18 protein-coding genes are annotated in these 16,539 nt (G+C 28.7%); all 18 read left to right on the forward strand.

Features of this window, described 5'->3' with window-relative positions:
- The first annotated feature begins 14 nt into the window (after positions 1–14).
- The 18 genes from KJQ99_RS11275 (at position 15) to KJQ99_RS05500 (ending at position 16,423) form a co-directional block, all read left to right on the forward strand.
- On the forward strand, positions 15–173 hold the full coding sequence (locus tag KJQ99_RS11275) for a cation transporter dimerization domain-containing protein (RefSeq protein WP_502756514.1): 159 nt from the start codon (positions 15–17) through the stop codon (positions 171–173).
- A 9-nt stretch (positions 174–182) separates the two neighbouring features.
- Positions 183–1,718 carry a nickel ABC transporter substrate-binding protein gene (gene nikA, locus KJQ99_RS05420; protein ID WP_214150218.1) on the forward strand — a complete coding sequence of 512 codons (1,536 nt, stop codon included), beginning with the start codon at positions 183–185 and terminating at the stop codon, positions 1,716–1,718.
- A 1-nt stretch (position 1,719) separates the two neighbouring features.
- On the forward strand, positions 1,720–2,649 hold the full coding sequence (locus tag KJQ99_RS05425; protein ID WP_214118837.1) for an ABC transporter permease subunit: 930 nt from the start codon (positions 1,720–1,722) through the stop codon (positions 2,647–2,649).
- Complete coding sequence (gene nikC / locus KJQ99_RS05430; protein WP_214118841.1) at positions 2,642–3,463, forward strand: nickel ABC transporter permease subunit NikC; 822 nt, start codon at positions 2,642–2,644, stop codon at positions 3,461–3,463. Before KJQ99_RS05425 ends, nikC begins: the two co-directional genes overlap by 8 nt.
- Positions 3,456–4,181, forward strand: coding sequence for an ABC transporter ATP-binding protein (locus KJQ99_RS05435; RefSeq protein WP_214118843.1), 726 nt, complete (start codon positions 3,456–3,458; stop codon positions 4,179–4,181). Before nikC ends, KJQ99_RS05435 begins: the two co-directional genes overlap by 8 nt.
- Positions 4,174–4,938, forward strand: a complete 765-nt coding sequence (locus tag KJQ99_RS05440) for an ABC transporter ATP-binding protein (protein WP_214150219.1) — start codon at positions 4,174–4,176, stop codon at positions 4,936–4,938. The genes KJQ99_RS05435 and KJQ99_RS05440 overlap by 8 nt, the downstream gene beginning before the upstream one ends.
- A 142-nt stretch (positions 4,939–5,080) precedes the next feature.
- Positions 5,081–5,977 (forward strand): branched-chain amino acid ABC transporter permease, encoded by an 897-nt coding sequence (locus KJQ99_RS05445; RefSeq protein WP_214150220.1) that lies wholly within the window; start codon positions 5,081–5,083, stop codon positions 5,975–5,977.
- The gene (locus KJQ99_RS05450; protein ID WP_214150221.1) at positions 5,977–6,996 is read left to right on the forward strand and encodes a branched-chain amino acid ABC transporter permease; all 1,020 of its coding nucleotides are present in this window, start codon (positions 5,977–5,979) and stop codon (positions 6,994–6,996) included. Before KJQ99_RS05445 ends, KJQ99_RS05450 begins: the two co-directional genes overlap by 1 nt.
- Positions 6,993–7,745, forward strand: a complete 753-nt coding sequence (locus KJQ99_RS05455; RefSeq protein ID WP_214118849.1) for an ABC transporter ATP-binding protein — start codon at positions 6,993–6,995, stop codon at positions 7,743–7,745. Before KJQ99_RS05450 ends, KJQ99_RS05455 begins: the two co-directional genes overlap by 4 nt.
- Positions 7,745–8,440, forward strand: coding sequence for an ABC transporter ATP-binding protein (locus KJQ99_RS05460; protein ID WP_214150222.1), 696 nt, complete (start codon positions 7,745–7,747; stop codon positions 8,438–8,440). The genes KJQ99_RS05455 and KJQ99_RS05460 overlap by 1 nt, the downstream gene beginning before the upstream one ends.
- A gap of 236 nt (positions 8,441–8,676) precedes the next feature.
- Positions 8,677–10,011 carry a uracil-xanthine permease family protein gene (locus KJQ99_RS05465; RefSeq protein WP_214118853.1) on the forward strand — a complete coding sequence of 445 codons (1,335 nt, stop codon included), beginning with the start codon at positions 8,677–8,679 and terminating at the stop codon, positions 10,009–10,011.
- 8 nt (positions 10,012–10,019) lie between these two features.
- The gene (xdhA, locus tag KJQ99_RS05470; protein WP_214150223.1) at positions 10,020–12,317 is read left to right on the forward strand and encodes a xanthine dehydrogenase subunit XdhA; all 2,298 of its coding nucleotides are present in this window, start codon (positions 10,020–10,022) and stop codon (positions 12,315–12,317) included.
- Entirely contained in the window at positions 12,305–13,180 is an 876-nt protein-coding gene (gene xdhB / locus KJQ99_RS05475) for a xanthine dehydrogenase subunit XdhB (RefSeq protein ID WP_214118857.1), read from the forward strand. The genes xdhA and xdhB overlap by 13 nt, the downstream gene beginning before the upstream one ends.
- A complete protein-coding gene (locus KJQ99_RS05480; protein ID WP_214118859.1) occupies positions 13,170–13,631 on the forward strand; it encodes a (2Fe-2S)-binding protein in 462 nt (153 codons plus the stop codon). Before xdhB ends, KJQ99_RS05480 begins: the two co-directional genes overlap by 11 nt.
- On the forward strand, positions 13,621–14,295 hold the full coding sequence (gene yqeC / locus KJQ99_RS05485) for a selenium cofactor biosynthesis protein YqeC (RefSeq protein ID WP_214150224.1): 675 nt from the start codon (positions 13,621–13,623) through the stop codon (positions 14,293–14,295). Before KJQ99_RS05480 ends, yqeC begins: the two co-directional genes overlap by 11 nt.
- On the forward strand, positions 14,292–14,855 hold the full coding sequence (locus tag KJQ99_RS05490) for an NTP transferase domain-containing protein (RefSeq protein ID WP_214150225.1): 564 nt from the start codon (positions 14,292–14,294) through the stop codon (positions 14,853–14,855). The genes yqeC and KJQ99_RS05490 overlap by 4 nt, the downstream gene beginning before the upstream one ends.
- Positions 14,848–15,645, forward strand: coding sequence for a selenium-dependent molybdenum cofactor biosynthesis protein YqeB (yqeB, locus tag KJQ99_RS05495; protein WP_214150226.1), 798 nt, complete (start codon positions 14,848–14,850; stop codon positions 15,643–15,645). Before KJQ99_RS05490 ends, yqeB begins: the two co-directional genes overlap by 8 nt.
- The gene (locus KJQ99_RS05500) at positions 15,638–16,423 is read left to right on the forward strand and encodes an XdhC family protein (RefSeq protein WP_214150227.1); all 786 of its coding nucleotides are present in this window, start codon (positions 15,638–15,640) and stop codon (positions 16,421–16,423) included. The genes yqeB and KJQ99_RS05500 overlap by 8 nt, the downstream gene beginning before the upstream one ends.
- Positions 16,424–16,539 lie beyond the last annotated feature (116 nt).

Genomic DNA, 16,539 nt, shown 5'->3' on the forward strand with positions numbered 1-16,539 from the left:
AAGATATTCACGATATACACATTCATTCAATCTCTCAAGATTATCATATACTAACAGCTCATATAATCTTAGATGATTTAAATGAGTTTAAAAGTGTTTTACAAAAGCTTAATGCTTTACTTAAGAATAAGTTTAATATACATCATATTACTATTCAGCCAGAAACAATATAAAGGATTAAAATGAAAAAATTATTTTTTGTATTTATTTTATTAATTAGTTTTTTAAATTCAAGTGAGCTAAAAGTAGCTACTTCTAAAAATGTAGGAGAACTAAATCCACATTTGTATTCTCCAAATGAAATGTTTGCTCAAAATATGGTTTATGAAGGATTTGTCTCATACTCGCAAGATAATCAAATAATACCTAGCCTAGCTACTTCTTGGGAGATTAGCGAAGATGGTTTGGTATATACTTTTTATCTTAGAAAAGGAGTTAAGTTTTCTAATGGAGAAGACTTTAATGCAAATGCAGTAAAGCTTAATTTTGATGCAATTTTTGCTAATAAACAAAGGCATATTTCTTTTGCACTTGTAAGAGCTTTTGATTATCTTGAAGTGGTTAATGATTATGAAGTAAAGCTTCATTTAAAACATATTTATGAACCTACTTTAAGAGAACTTAGTCTTATTCGTCCTTTTAGATTTATAGCTCCAAGTGCTATGATTGATAATAATACAAAAGATGGTATAAAAGCTCCAATTGGCACAGGTAAATGGAAATTTGTTGATACTAAATTAGGCGTTTATGATAAGTTTGTTAAAAACGAAAATTATTGGGGCGAAAAAGCTAAAATTGATAGCATAGTATGCAAAATAATCCCTGATCCAAGCTCAAAAGTAATAGCTCTAAAAACAAAAGAAATTAATTATATTTATACTGATGGAGAAATTAGCTTAGAAGATTTTATAAACTTGCAAAAAAGCGATTATCAAACGCTAATTTCAAAGCCACTTAGCACTATTTTAATAGCACAAAATACAGCAAAATATCCAACAAATGATATTAATGTAAGAAAGGCTATTAATATGGCTATTAATAAAGATGAAATTAGCAAATATGTTTTTTATGGGACAAGACCAAAGGCTGATTTTTTCTATGATGATAATGTGCCAAATGGCAAAATTGATAGAAGTGCATACGAATATAATCCTAAAAAAGCTAAGCAATTATTACTTGATAATGGCTGGGAATTTAAAAATGGCTTTTTAGAAAAAGATGGCAAAAGATTAGATATAGTGATTTCTTATATAGGAATTAATGCAGAGCAAAAGGCTATATCAGAAGTATTACAAGCGAATTTAAAAGAAATAGGAATTAATCTAATCTTACAAGCTAATGAAAGCACTATATTTTATAAAAGACATAGAAATGGGGAATTTGAATTAATCTTTAATGCTACTTGGGGAGCTCCTTATGAGCCTGAAATTTTTATGGCTTCTATGGTTGCACCAGCTCACGCTGATTATATGGCTCAAATTGGATTAAAGCAAAAACCACTAATTGATGAAAATATAGAAAAATTATCTAAAACAATGAATAAAGATGAAAAATCTAAACTAGCTAAAGAAATACTTACAATCTTACATGATGAAGCGGTATATATTCCTATTGTATATCATACAAATATATGCGTTGCAAGTCCTAAATTAAAAGGAGTTAAAACGAGTATTTTAAAATATGAAATTCCTTTTGATGATATAGAAATTAAGGAGTAGTATGAAAAAATTCATATTAAAAAGAACTTTATATGCCATTATTTGCTTATTTTTAGCATCAATTTTTATTTTTTTATTAATTAGACTTAATGGAACTGATGCTGTTATGAATTATTTGCAAGTTAGTGGGATAGCACCGACTGATGAAGCGATAGAGCATACGAGAATTATGCTAGGCTTAAATGAGCCAATAATTACTCAATATATAGTTTGGATAAAAAACGCCTTGCAATTAGATTTTGGGACATCATATTTTACTAATCGTAAAATTGCACCTGATTTGTTTGAATACTTAGGAAATACTTTAAAGCTAACATCATTTGCCTTGCTTATAACTTTTATAATCTCTATTCCTTTTGGGGTGTTTTCTGCAATTTATAAAAATCATTTTTTTGATTATTTTGTAAGGATTTTTTCATTTTTAGGTGTTAGCACTCCTAGTTTTTGGCTTGGTTTATTATTTATTTTATTTTTTTCTGTTGAGCTTAATTTATTGCCTCCTTTTGGCATAGGTGGGATTAATCATTTAATAATGCCTGCATTAGCAATATCTTTTATGTCAATTGCTATTAATGCTAGATTTATTAGGATTAATTTTTTACAAGCTTGTAATGAAAGATTTATAGCTTATGCAAAAATGCGTGGCGTAGGAAAGTATAAGATATATTCAAAACATATTTTATTTAATTCTTTACTACCTTTAATAACTGCTTTTGGTATGCATATAGCTGAGCTTTTTGGTGGGGCTTTAGTGATTGAAAATATTTTTGCTTATCCTGGAGTTGGTCGTTATGCTGTAAGTGCTATTTATTATAGTGATTATCCCGTAATTCAAGCTTTTAGTATGATGATGTGTTTTGTGTTTATTTTAATTAATTTAATCACTGATATTTTATATGCGATAATTGACCCAAGGATTAGATATGAGTAAGAAAATCTATGAATATTTTGTGTATTTTTTATGTGCTTTTATAATCTTACTTGCTTTATTTGGTAAATATTATGCACCTTATAGTGCAAATGAGATTAATTTAGCGAATAAATTTGCTAGTAATTCATTATTGCATATTTTTGGGACTGATCATTTAGGGCGAGATATTTTCTCAAGGATTTTAGAAGGTGCTTATATTTCAATTCTAGCTACCTTTTCAACTATTATTATAATAATAGTTTTAGGCGTTAGCGTAGGTTTTATAGCTGGATTTTCAAATAATAAAATTGATAATTTTTTAATGAGAATTTGTGATATATTTTTATGCTTTCCTACTATTGTTTTGGCTTTATTTTTCGTAGGGATTTTAGGAACTGGTTTATTAAATATAATTATAGCCATTGCTTTAACTCACTGGGCTTGGTATGCAAGGATTATTAGAAGCATTGTTTTAAAGCTAAAAAATACTGAATATGTATTAATTAGCAAAACTTGTGGAGCTAGTAATTTTAAGATTTTTAAAAAGCATTTTGCAAAGCCTATTTGTATGCAGCTATTGGTATTAAGCACGCTTGATTTAGGGCATATAATGCTACATATTTCAGGTCTTAGTTTGCTAGGACTTGGGGTAAAAGCTCCACAGGCTGAATGGGGGATAATGATAGCTGAAACAAAAGATTATATTTTAACTCATTATGAGCTTATTTTGTATCCTGGAATTGCTATGTTAATTGTAATTATTGCTTTTAATTTATTAGGCGATATTTTAAGAGATAAATTTGAAAATTTAATACAAGTTGAAAGTCATGGATAAAATAATAGTAAAAAATTTAAATATATTTTATAAAGATACAGCCTTAGTAAATAATGTTAGTATGAATATACAAAGTGGAAAAATCACGGCTTTATTAGGGCTTAGTGGAAGTGGAAAAAGCCTAATAGCAACAGCTATTATGGGATATGTAGCAAATAATTTAAAGCTTAGCGGGAGTATTTGTTTAGATGATAATTCAAAGCAAAATATTGCTTGTATTATGCAAAATCCAAGAACAGCTTTTAATCCTTTATTTAGTATCAAAAACTGCTTTTATGAGACTTTAAAGGCAAGGAATTTAAAAATTGATAATGAATATATAAAAGAAATTTTAAATAAAGTTAAATTGAACGAAAGCGTTTTAAATCTTTATCCACACGAATGCAGCGGCGGAATGCTTCAAAGAATTATGATAGCTTTAGCCTTAGTATCTCGTGCGAAATTTATAATAGCTGATGAGCCTACGAGTGATTTGGATTTGATTTCTCAAGCTGCGGTTTTAGATATATTAGAAGAAATATCAAGCAAAATAGGGATATTGTTAATAACTCATGATTTTGGAGTGGTTGCAAGACTTGCTGATTATGTTTATGTTATGGATAATGCAAGGATTGTTGAAGAAGCAACTTGTATTGATATATTTAAAAACCCACAAGCAAATATAACAAAAGAATTAATTAATTCACATTTATCATTATATGGAGTTAGCAATGCTTAAGGTAGAAAATATCTCATATTCATATAAAAACTCAAATTTATTTAGCGATAAATATACTCAAGTTTTAAATGGAGTTAGCTTTAATTTAGATGAGAATAATTCTTTAGGTGTTTTAGGAATTAGTGGAAGTGGTAAAAGCACTTTAGCAAAAATCATTGCTAATATTTACAAAGCAAATTCTGGAAATGTATTTTTAAACAATGTAAAAATACAAGACAATAAAGAGTATAAAAAATTAATTCAAATAGTATTTCAAGACTCAAGAGCATCTTTTAACCCTGATTTTAGCGTTTATGAAGCCTTGATTGAACCTTTAGAAAATCTTACTAATTTTAGCAAAAGCGAGATTAAAAAAAGAGCTTTAGAATGCTTAGAATTATTAGAATTAAATCAAGACTTATTAGATAAAAAATGCTCAATGCTAAGTGGGGGACAATTACAAAGGCTAAGCATAGCAAGAGCTATTTCAATTAAGCCAAAAATACTTATTTTAGATGAAGCTACAAGTTCATTAGATGTATTAATTCAAGCAAAGATTTTAAAGACTTTAAAAAATCTTCAAAAGGATTTAAGCTATATCGTAATAACTCATGATTTAAGGATTATAAAATTATTTTGTGATGAAGTTTTAGTCCTTGATAAAGGCAAGGTAATTGAGAGCAAAAAAGTAAGCAAGGATTTAGAATTTGAAAGCTTAATGGCTAAAGAATTAAGCAATAGTATATTAAAGCCTTTTCCTAAGGATTTTTATAAATAATATTTAAAAGATTAAATATAATTTTTGTAATTTTGTAAAAAAGTGTTACGAATTTACAAATTCTTATAATTAATCTTAAAAATTATTATGAAATTAAGCTTAGTTTATTAATATTTCTTTTTATTTTCAAAAAAGGTTTTTAATGAGTTCGACGCTACTTATTCAACAGATTTTCAATGGCTTTTCACTAGGCTCAATGTATGCACTAATTGCTATTGGATATACTATGGTTTATGGAGTTTTAAGGCTTATCAATTTTGCTCACGGCGATATTATGATGATAGGCTCGTATGCTTGTTTATTTGCACTTAATTTTTTTGCCTTTCCGTTTATACCTGCTTTTGGTTTTGCTATATTAATTTGTATTGCACTTGGAATTAGCATTGATAAGATTGCTTATAAGCCACTTAGAAATTCTCCTAGAATTTCACTATTAATCACTGCTATTGGAGTTTCGTTTTTCTTAGAAAATCTAATAAATGTATTATTTACAAGCACACCACAACCATTTAATGCACCAAGTATTTTGATAAATCCTATTAATTTATTTGATATTAGAATGTCTTTGCTTGATTTGATAATTCCAACTTTAACTATTATTATTTTAATAGCTGTTTTATTGATTTTGTATAAAAGCAAATATGGAATTGCTATTCGTGCACTTGCTTTTGATATTTCAACCGTTGCTTTAATGGGAATTGATGCTAATAAAATTATAGCTTTTGTATTTGCACTAGGCTCAATGTTAGCTTGTATTGGCGGGATTTTTTGGGCGTGTAAATATCCACAAATTGACCCTAATATGGGAGTTTTAATAGGGCTTAAGGCTTTTGGAGCTGCTGTTTTAGGTGGTATTGGTAGCGTTGGCGGAGCTGTTCTTGGTGGGCTTATAATTGGATTTTGCGAAGTTTTAATAGTAGCTTTTATGCCTGATTTAGCAGGGTTTAAAGATGGTTTTGCATTTATATTCTTAGTATTTGTTTTATTATTTAAACCAACAGGAATTATGGGGCAAGATTATGAAAGGAGTAGATTTTAATGAAAAATATATTTTCAATAATCATTTTAATCTTAGCAGTTTTAAGCATTTTTGCGGCTCAATATTGCTTGAGTGATTATGCTTTAAGAACTTTTATAAATATTAGTATTTTTATAATCTTGGCAGTATCTTATAATCTAATCAATGGTGTAACAGGGCAATTTAGCCTAGAGCCTAATGGTTTTGTAGCAGTTGGTGCTTATATTACGGCTTTATTATTGCTTGATATTGAAGCTAAGCAAGATCAATTTAGCTTATTAGACCCGCATCCATTTATTTTATCATTTCATACTGATAGCTTTTTTATAGCTTTATTAGCGGGTGGTTTTGGTGCTTTGGTTTTATCTTTAATCTTAAGTTTTGCTGTTTTTCGTGTAAGGGGAGATTATTTAGCTATCGTTACGCTTGGATTTGGGATAATTATTAAATTAATTGCACTTAATTTCGCAGCTTTTACAAACGGAGTGCAAGGGTTAAATGAAATTCCAAAACCGAATAATTTTTTATATATAGTTGGAATTATTACTATTATTAGCGTTATTTTAATACTTAATATCATTTATTCAAAATACGGCAGAGCAATGAAGGCTGTAAGAGATGATGAAGATGCAGCTTTAGCTATGGGAATTAATACTTTTAGGATTAAGACTTTAGCTTTTGGGACTAGTGCTTTTTTAGAAGGTGTAGCAGGTGGGCTTTTAGCTTGCTATATCACAAGTGTTACGCCTGAACAATTTGACTTTTTATTTACATTTCAATTATTAATTATCATAGTTTTAGGCGGGTTAGGAAGCACTACAGGAGCAATTATTGGAGCTATTTTAGTAATTGGTGGAAGTGAGTGGCTTAGATTTTTAGATGAACCTATGAATATTTTTGGTTATGAGACAAAAGGCTTGCCAGGACTTAGAATGCTTGTGTTTTCTATCATATTAATTTTAGTAATGCTATTTGCAAGGCGTGGGATTTTTGGCGATAAGGAGCTAAGCGATATTATTTTTAAAAGGTTTAAAAAATGATTTTAGAGCTTAAGAATATTGATAAGAATTTTGGTGGAGTAAAGGCTATAAATAATGCAAATCTTAGCGTTAAAAAAGGTGAAGTTTTTGGACTTATTGGACCTAATGGAGCAGGGAAAACTACTTTATTTAATATAATTTCAGGAGCTTATAAGCCAAGTTCGGGTGAGATTATTTTTGATAATAAAAACATTACAAATCTAAATCAATTAGAAATCACAAAATTAGGCATTGCAAGGACTTTTCAAAATATTAGATTATTTTCATCTATGAGTGTGCTTGAGAATGTTTTAATAGGGCTAAATTGTAGTATTAATTACAATATTTTTGAAGCGTTTTTGCATATTGCAAGATATAAAAAGGCTGAAAAACAAGCAAGAGAAGAAGCGATAAAAATACTAAATACTCTTAAAATCTCTCATTTAGCTAATGCAAAATCAACCGAATTAAGTTATGGAGAACAAAGAAAATTAGAAATAGCAAGAGCATTAGCACTAAAGCCAAAATTATTATTACTTGATGAGCCTGTAGCAGGAATGAATGGGACTGAGAGCAATGAATTAGCAGATATTATAACTACTCTTAAAAAAGAGCTTAGCATAGTGTTAATTGAGCATGATATGAAGTTTGTAAATAGCTTATGTGATAGGGTTTTAGTGCTTGATTATGGTAAGAGTATTTTCTTAGGCTCACCAAAAGAAGCAGTTAATAATAATGAAGTAATTAAAGCATATTTAGGAGATTTTTAATGTTAAAGGTTAAAAACTTAAGCGTTCATTATGGCTTGATTAAAGCTGTTGATGATATTAGTTTTCATATAAACTCAGGAGAAATCGTAAGTATAGTAGGCAGTAACGGGGCTGGTAAAACTAGCACTTTAAATGCGATTTTGAATATTCCTAAGCGTAGTGGGGAGATTAATTTTTTAGGTTATGAAATAGAAAGGCATAAAACTCATACTCTAGTTCAAAAAGGAATTAGCCTTGTGCCAGAAGGAAGAAGGGTTTTTTCAAATCTTAGCATAGAAGATAATCTTAAAATGGGGGCGTTTTATAATGCTGATAATTACGAGCATTTAAAAGAGCAAATGTATAGATTGTTCCCACGCTTAAAGCAAAAAAACAATACCTTAGCAAGGAATTTAAGTGGTGGAGAAGCACAAATGTTAGCAATCTCAAGAGCTTTAATGGGAGAGCCAAAATTACTTATGTTAGATGAGCCAAGTCTAGGACTTGCACCTAAGATTGTAGGAGAAGTTTTTGAGATAATTAAGGTTTTAAAAAATGAAGGAATTACTATTTTATTAGTAGAGCAAAACGCCCAACAAGCATTAAAAATAAGCGATAGGGCTTATGTTTTAGAAAATGGTAAAATCGTTTTAGAAGGCAAAGGAATTGACCTTGCAAATGATGATAATATTCGCAAAAAATATTTAGGAATTTAAATATAAAATCGGAATTAATTTTTCGGTTTTATATTTAAATATGATTTATTTTAGCCTTGTTATAAATTAATATTTATATATGAGATTTTATAATGATTATTTTTTTAGTATAAATATATTTTTATTATTTAACTTAGGAATTTAATTCTACTTATGTTTTAGTATTATCAATAAATATCAAGATGATTTTAAGTAAGATTTTATATAATCACTTTTATCTAAAATGAAAGTGTGTGATGAAAAATAAGAATTTAATTTACCAACTAGAAGGAAAACCCCCGTTTTTTGTAGCACTTCCTTTGGGAATGCAGCATGTTCTTGCTATGTTTACAGGAAATTTAGCCCCCATTTTGATAATTATAGGGGTGTTAAATAGTACGAGTATTGTAATATCCACGCAAGAAAGTATCAGTTTAATCCAATCAGCTATGCTAGCTTCTGGCATAGTAACTCTTCTGCAACTTTATCCAATCAAATATAAAAATATCCAAATAGGTGCTAATCTTCCAATAGTTATGGGGACTACATTTGCTTTTGTGCCAACAGCTATAAGTGTTGCAAATACTTATGGTTTTAGTGCAATTTTAGCTTCTTCTCTTATAGGCAGTATAATTACTATATTTATTGGTTTTGCTTACAAATATATTACAAAGATTTTATCTGAATTAGTAATAGGTGTTGTATTAATTGCAATCGGCATTAATTTATTAGATGTAGGTGTTAATTATTGTGCGGGTGGTTTAGCTGCTAAAAAAATGGGAACTTATGGGGATATTATTAATTTATGTTTATCTTTTAGCACTTTTGCAATCATTATTGCTATTCAACGATTTGCAAAGGGTATCTTTAAAGTTTCAGCTATTTTAATAGGTCTTGTTGTGGGATATTTTTTAGCTTATATGGTAGGTAGAGTAGATACTAGTATTATTAGCGAAGCAAGTTGGTTTAGCTTGCCTATTCCAATTATTTTAATTAATGAATTTCATTTTGAACTAGCCCCTATTGTAAGTGCCATTATCGTTTATATAATCACAAGTTTAGAAACTATCGGAAATGTTAATGGAATTACCGTAGCAGCTTTTAATAGGTGTGCTAAAGAAAAAGAAATCAGTGGAGCTATTTTAGCAGATGGTGTTGGTTGTATGGTGGCTAGTTTGTTAAATGCTTTACCTAATACAGCTTATGGTCAAAATGCAGGAATAATAGCAATGACAAAAATTATAAATAAATATTGCATAGCTTTAGGTGCTTTTTTTATTATAGTATCAGCTTTTATTCCTAAATTAGGAGCTGTTTTTAGGACTATTCCAGATAGTGTTTTAGGGGGTGCAGTTATTATGATTTTTGCTATGATTTTGATAAATGGTATTAAGATTGTAGCTTATGCTGGATTTAGCAACAAAAATGTAATGATATTAGGTATTACTTTTGGTCTTGGGTATGGGTTTGGAGTCCATCCTGAAATTACTAGTAATTTGCCAGGTTATATAAGTTGGGTTTTTAAAGATAGCATAGTAGGAGTTTGTGTAATTTCTATGATAGCTTCTTTAATTTTTGCAAAAGATAAATAAGGGTGAGTATGAAAGAAGAATTTAAAACGATAGGTAAAAGTGAAACAAGATGGGATGCTTACGCTAAAGTTACAGGTAAAGCAATTTATACTGCTGATATTCCTACTAAGAAAAAGTTTTATGCAAGAATAGTAAGATCTAGCATAGCACATGGATATGTTAAAAGTTTTGATTTTAGCGAAGCTTTAAAGGTTGATGGGGTTATTAAAATTTTAACTTATAAAGATATGCCAAAAACTAAGTTTGCAACCGCAGGTCATCCATTTGGACTAGACCCAAAGACTAGAGATAGGTATGATAGAACCATTTTAACAGAGCATGTTAGATTGTTTGGAGATGAAATAGCAGCTGTTATTGCAACCACTGATTTAGCTGCAAAAATTGCTGTAAGTAAGGTAAAGGTTGAATATGATGAGCTTCCTTTTTATCTAACCCCGCAAGAAGCAATGCAAGAAGGAGCTGCGAAAATTCATGAGGATTTAGATAGTAATATAATGGCTCATACTATTAGTAAAGTTGGAGATGTAGAATCGGCTTTAGCTAATAGTGATTATGTTTTTAGTGATACATTTAAAGTTCCTTTGCAACAACATTGCCATATGGAAAATCAGATTGCTTATGCTTATAAAGACCAAGATAATCGTTATGTGGTAGTAAGTTCAACTCAAATTCCACATATTTTAAGAAGAATTTTAGGCGAAGTTTTTGAAAAACATTGGAGTTATTTTAGAGTAATAAAACCTTTTGTTGGTGGTGGTTTTGGTAATAAACAAGAAGTAACAATAGAGCCACTTTGCGTTGCTTTATCTATGGCTATGGGTGGAGAAATTGTTCAAATTGCACTTGATAGAGAAGAAAGTATCGCATATACAAGAACAAGACACGAAATGGAATATAAAGCAAAAATGGGTATTAGTAAAGATGGCTTTATAAATGCTTTAGATATAGAAGTATTATCAAATAAAGGAGCTTACGCATCTCATACTCATTCGGTTGGTATTAAAGGTGGTGGAGTTTTATTATCTTTATATAATATTCCTAACTTTAGATATGATATTAAAACCGTTCATACAAATATAGCAACAGCTGGGGCTATGAGAGGATATGGAGTTCCACAGGTTATGTTTTTTATAGAAAGTTTTATGGAAAATGTAGCTAGAAAAATGGGTTTTGATTCTATTAGTTTTAGAGAAAAAAATATAGTAGGAAATGATGTTTTAAATCCACTAAATCAAGTTATTCAAAAATCAGCTAAATTAAAAGAATGTATTGAGGTTGCTAAGGAGAAATTTAATTACTATGAAAAACAAAAAGCCTGTAAAGAATTTAAACACCCTTATAAAAAGCGTGGGGTAGGGCTTGCAACCTTTACTTATACAACAGGTGTTTATCCAAAGGGCTTAGAAACAGCAGCAGCTAGAGTAATACTAAATCAAGACGCACATATTAAACTAATGCTAGGCTCAACTGAAATCGGACAAGGTTCTGATACGGTTTTAGCTCAAATGGCAGCAGAAGTTTTAAGTATTCCTTATGATTGGGTTATAGTTGATGCGAATACTGATACAGATACGGCTCCATTTGATACAGGAGCTTATGCTTCAAGACAAAGCTATGTAACAGGGCTTGCAGTAAAAGAAGCTGCTTTAAAATTAAAAACAAAAATATTAAAAGCAGCAGCGAGATTAAAAGATGTTGATTTTGCAAATCTTGATTTAGAAAATGCAAATATTGTTTTTAAGAATAAAGAAGTTTTAATGAGTTTGGCTGATTTTGCTTTACACACTACTTATGATTGGCAAAAGGCTAAAAGTTTATCGGCATTTGCGAGTGTAAATTGCCATACAAATTCTTATAGTTATGGTATTACTATGGCTATGGTTGAAGTTGATATGAATACAGGAAAAATAGAGATATTAGATATTTTAAATGTTCATGATGCTGGTAAGGTATTAAATCCACTTTTAGCAAGTTCTCAAGTAGAAGGCGGAATGGGAATGGCAATTCCTTATGCTTTATTAGAAGAATTAAAATATGACAAAAAAACAGGTAAGATTTTAAACAATAATCTTTTAGATTATAAAGTTCCAACTGCACTTGATGTTCCTGATTTAGATGTTAGTTTTGTTGATAATTATGACCCTTATGGTCCATTTGGTAATAAGTCTTTAGGTGAACCTCCTATGTGTTCTCCTGCACCTGCTATTAGAAATGCAGTGCTTGATGCTACAAATATAGAGTTTAATCAAATTCCAATAACACCAGAAAGATTTTTTCAAGCTAAGGATAAAGAATGTATTATTTAAGTAATTACACGGAAGCAAAAAGCGTTAATGAAGCTAGTAGGCTATTAAAAACTATAGATGATTCGGTATTAATTGCAGGCGGAACTGATATTTTAATTAAACTTAGAAGTTTGGATAAAAAATACGCAAATAAGCATTTAATAGGAATTAATACTTTAAAAGAATTAAAAACCATAACAATTGATGATGAGTTTATTCATATAGGCGCATTATGCACTTTTGATGATATAGAAAATAATGAAATTATAAAAAATAATTTAACAAATCTAAAACAAGCAGCTGCTCTAGTTGGTGGTCCGCAAATTAGAAATATGGCTACAATAGGTGGAAATATTTGCAATGGTGCAACTTCTGCTGATAGTGCTTCAAGTCTTTTTACTCTTGATGCGATTTTAGTTATTTACAACGAAGACACACGCAAAGAAATTGCTATAAATGATTTTTATATCAGTTCTGGTGTTGTTAAATTAGAAAAAGGAGATATTTTAACAAGTATTAAAATTCCTAAAAAATCTTTTAATGGTTATGTTAGTAAATATATAAAATTTGCTCAAAGAAATGCTATGGATATAGCTACAATTGGAGTTAGTGTTATGTTAAAAACTAATAATGATGAGATAATTGATTTAAAATTAGCTTATGGAGTTGCTGCTCCTACTCCTATTAGAGCTAAAGAAAGTGAAAAATTAGCAAAAGGTTTAAAATTAACTAAGGAAAATATTGAAAAAATTGCTAATAATATTTTAAATGAAACAAAGGCAAGAGATTCTTGGAGAGCTTCTAAAGATTTTAGAAATAATCTTTTAACAACGCTTACAAAAAGAGCTATTTATGAATTAATAGGAAAAAATTATGAAAATTAAAACTTATATAAATGATAAATTTTATGAATTACACATTGACCCTAGAATGTCATTGCTTGAATTAATAAGAAATGTATTACAATTAAGTGGAACTAAAGAAGGCTGTAGTGTTGGTGAATGTGGAGCTTGTGCTGTTTTAGTTGATGGTAAAAATGTAAATAGCTGTATTTATTTAGCAGCTTGGGCTGATGGTAAAAAAATAACTACTATAGAAGGTTTAACCCCTTTTGATGGCTTAAGTCTTTTACAAGAAAATTTTGTAAAAAATGGAGCTGTTCAGTGTGGATTTTGCACTCCTGGGTTTATTATTTCATCAACTGCTTTGCTTAGTAAAAATAAAATGCCTACTAAGTTTGAAATAAGGCGAGGGGTGTCTGGTAATCTATGTCGTTGCACAGGATATAAAAAAATCTTTCAAGCCATAGAAGATACTGCAAATAATGCTAAATGAAGCTTTAGATATTAAATATAAAGACAAAATTGCGATTATAGGCTCTGGTGGGAAGACCACTTTTGCTTATAATCTAGCTAAACAAAATCAAGATAAAATCACAATTCTTACAACAAGTACAAAAATGTATGAAGTAAAAGATATAAATTTTAATAATCTATATAATCAAACAAGTATTACAAATCTTAAAAAAGGCGTTAATTTATGTGGAAAAATTATTGACAATAAAGTAAATGCTTTAGATGATTTTAGTGATTTTTATAAAAATTGTGATTTGTTTATATATGAAGCTGATGGAGCTAAGGAATTGCCTTATAAAGTTTGGAAAAATAATGAGCCTGTTATTTTAGAAAATACCAATAAAATAATAGGAATTATTCCACTTCATTTATTAAATTATCAATTAAATGAGAATTTCATTCATAGGTTTGATGATTTTTTGAAAGTATTTGAAGTGAGTAAAAGTGATGTTTTAAGTATTGATTTAATAGAAAAAATTTGTTTAAAAATGTTTGAAAATATTAGTTTAAATTCTGATAATTTTATTTTTTTTAATAGATGCGATGATTTAAAAGTATTAAATGAACTTGCAAAAAGATTAAAAAATTTTAGATTATTAGCTGGTTTTTTAAAAGAAGAAAAATATATAAGGCTTAATTTTTGAAAGGAATTTGTATTATCTTAGCAGCTGGATATTCAAGAAGGCTTGGTTTAAATAAATCATTTTTAAAATATAAAAATACTTATTTTATTGATTTGATTATTCAAAAAACTTTAGAGCTTAATATGGATATTAAAATAGTTGCTAATGAGAATAATTACGAGTATTTAAAGACAAATTATAAAGATTTTAATGTGGTTTTAAATGCCTTTAATAAGGGTCAAAATACAAGTATAAAAATAGCTTTAAATAATGTTTTAGATTATGATTACGCAATATTTTTACCGATTGATCAAATATTTTTAAAAACTAATTCAATAAAAACTATCATTTCAAAATATAAAGAAAATTATATTGTTGTTCCTAGATTTAATAATATTAATTCCTTGCCTACTATTTTTGATAAAAAATATTTTAAAGAATTGTGTGAATTAGATAATGATAGCGGTGGAAGAGTGCTAATTCAAAAATATAAAGATAAAGTAATTTTTGTTGATTTATATGATGAATTAGAAGGAAAAGATATAGATACTAAAGAAGATTTAAGGTTGATTGATGAGTGAATTTGTAATTATTAGAGGAGCGGGTGATATTGCTAGTGGTATTGCTGCTAGGCTTTTTAGAGCAGGTTTTAAGATACTTTTATTAGAATGTTTAAAACCAAGTTCAATTAGAACAAAAGTTTGTTTTTCTCAAGCAGTTTACGATAAAACTTGTGAAATAGAAGGTATAAAAGCGAAGTTAGTTAATAAAGATGAGATTTTAGATTGTAAGGATTTTATCCCTATTATAATTGATGAGAATTTAGATATTTTAAATTATATAAAACCAAGAGCTTTAATTGATTCAATTTTAGCTAAAAGGAATTTAGGAACAAATATTAATATGGCTCCGGTTGTGATTGCTATTGGACCTGGATTTTGTGCTGGAATTGACGCTCACGCTGTAATCGAGAGTAATCGCGGCCATAATTTAGGCAAGGTTATTTTAAGTGGTTTTGCAGAGAAAAATACAGGAATTCCTGCTGAAGTAAAAGGAATTGGAGCAAAAAGAGTAATTTATGCAAACGATAATGGAATCTTTAAAGCTATTGCTAAAATAGGGGATATGGTAAAAGAAGAAGAAATTATTGCATATATTGATAATACACCTGTTAAAGCTAGTATAAGTGGGCTTTTAAGAGGTATTATTAATGATAATTTTGAAGTAGTAAAGGGTCTTAAAATTGCAGATATTGACCCAAGAATTAGTGAATATGAAAATTGCTTTAGTATTTCAGATAAGGCTAGGAGCATAGGTGGTGGGGTTCTTGAAGCTTTGATGTATTTTGAAAATAGGAATAAAAATGGATGAATTGATAATAAAAGAAATATATAAAAGATGTGAGAAAAATGAAAAAATTGCCTTAATAACTCTTACAAAATCAAGTGGTAGCACTCCTAGAAATGCAGGTTCTATGATGGCTTTATTTAGCGATGGCACAAGTATTGGAAGTATAGGTGGTGGTAAATTAGAATTTGAAGTTATAAAAGAAGCTAAAGAATGTTTAGAAAATAATAAAAGTAAAATTTTTAATCACGAATTAACACCGAATGGAGATTTAAAAATGCAGTGCGGCGGGCTTGCAAGTGGTTATATAAAAATTATTAATCAAAAAGCAAAATTAATAATATGTGGAGCAGGACATATTGGTAAAGAAATACTATTTTTATCAAAATATTTAGGTTTTTATTCAATTTTAATTGATGATAGGCAAGATTATTTGCAAGGTTTAGCAAATGAAGAATATTTCAGCAATTATGAAGATTTGAGTTTTTTAGATATTGATGATAATACTTATGTAATTATTGTTACAAAATCTCATTTAGATGATTATAAATGCTTAAAAAATGTAATAGATAAAAATGCAAAATATGTTGGTGTTATTGGAAGTAAAACTAAACATAAATTCATTAAAGATGAGCTGATTAAAGATAATTTTAGTGCCGAATTATTTAATAAAATTTATGCTCCAATAGGTTTAGACATTGCAAATCAGGAGCCAAGAGAAATTGCGTTTAGTATTTTAAGTGAGGTTTTACTTATCAAAAACCAAGGTAAATTAGCACATAAAAAAAATTTTAATCCCTAAATTCCAAAAATATTTTTATGTTTAAGTGTTTTTTAAGTTTAATAACATATAATTCAAGCTTTTTATTTGCTTCTAGCAAATCGTTATTTTAAATAGTTTTATTGTTAATTTTAAAT

Origin of the sequence: Campylobacter sp. 2018MI13 (assembly GCF_018501135.1) — a bacterium.
Taxonomy (GTDB): domain Bacteria; phylum Campylobacterota; class Campylobacteria; order Campylobacterales; family Campylobacteraceae; genus Campylobacter_E.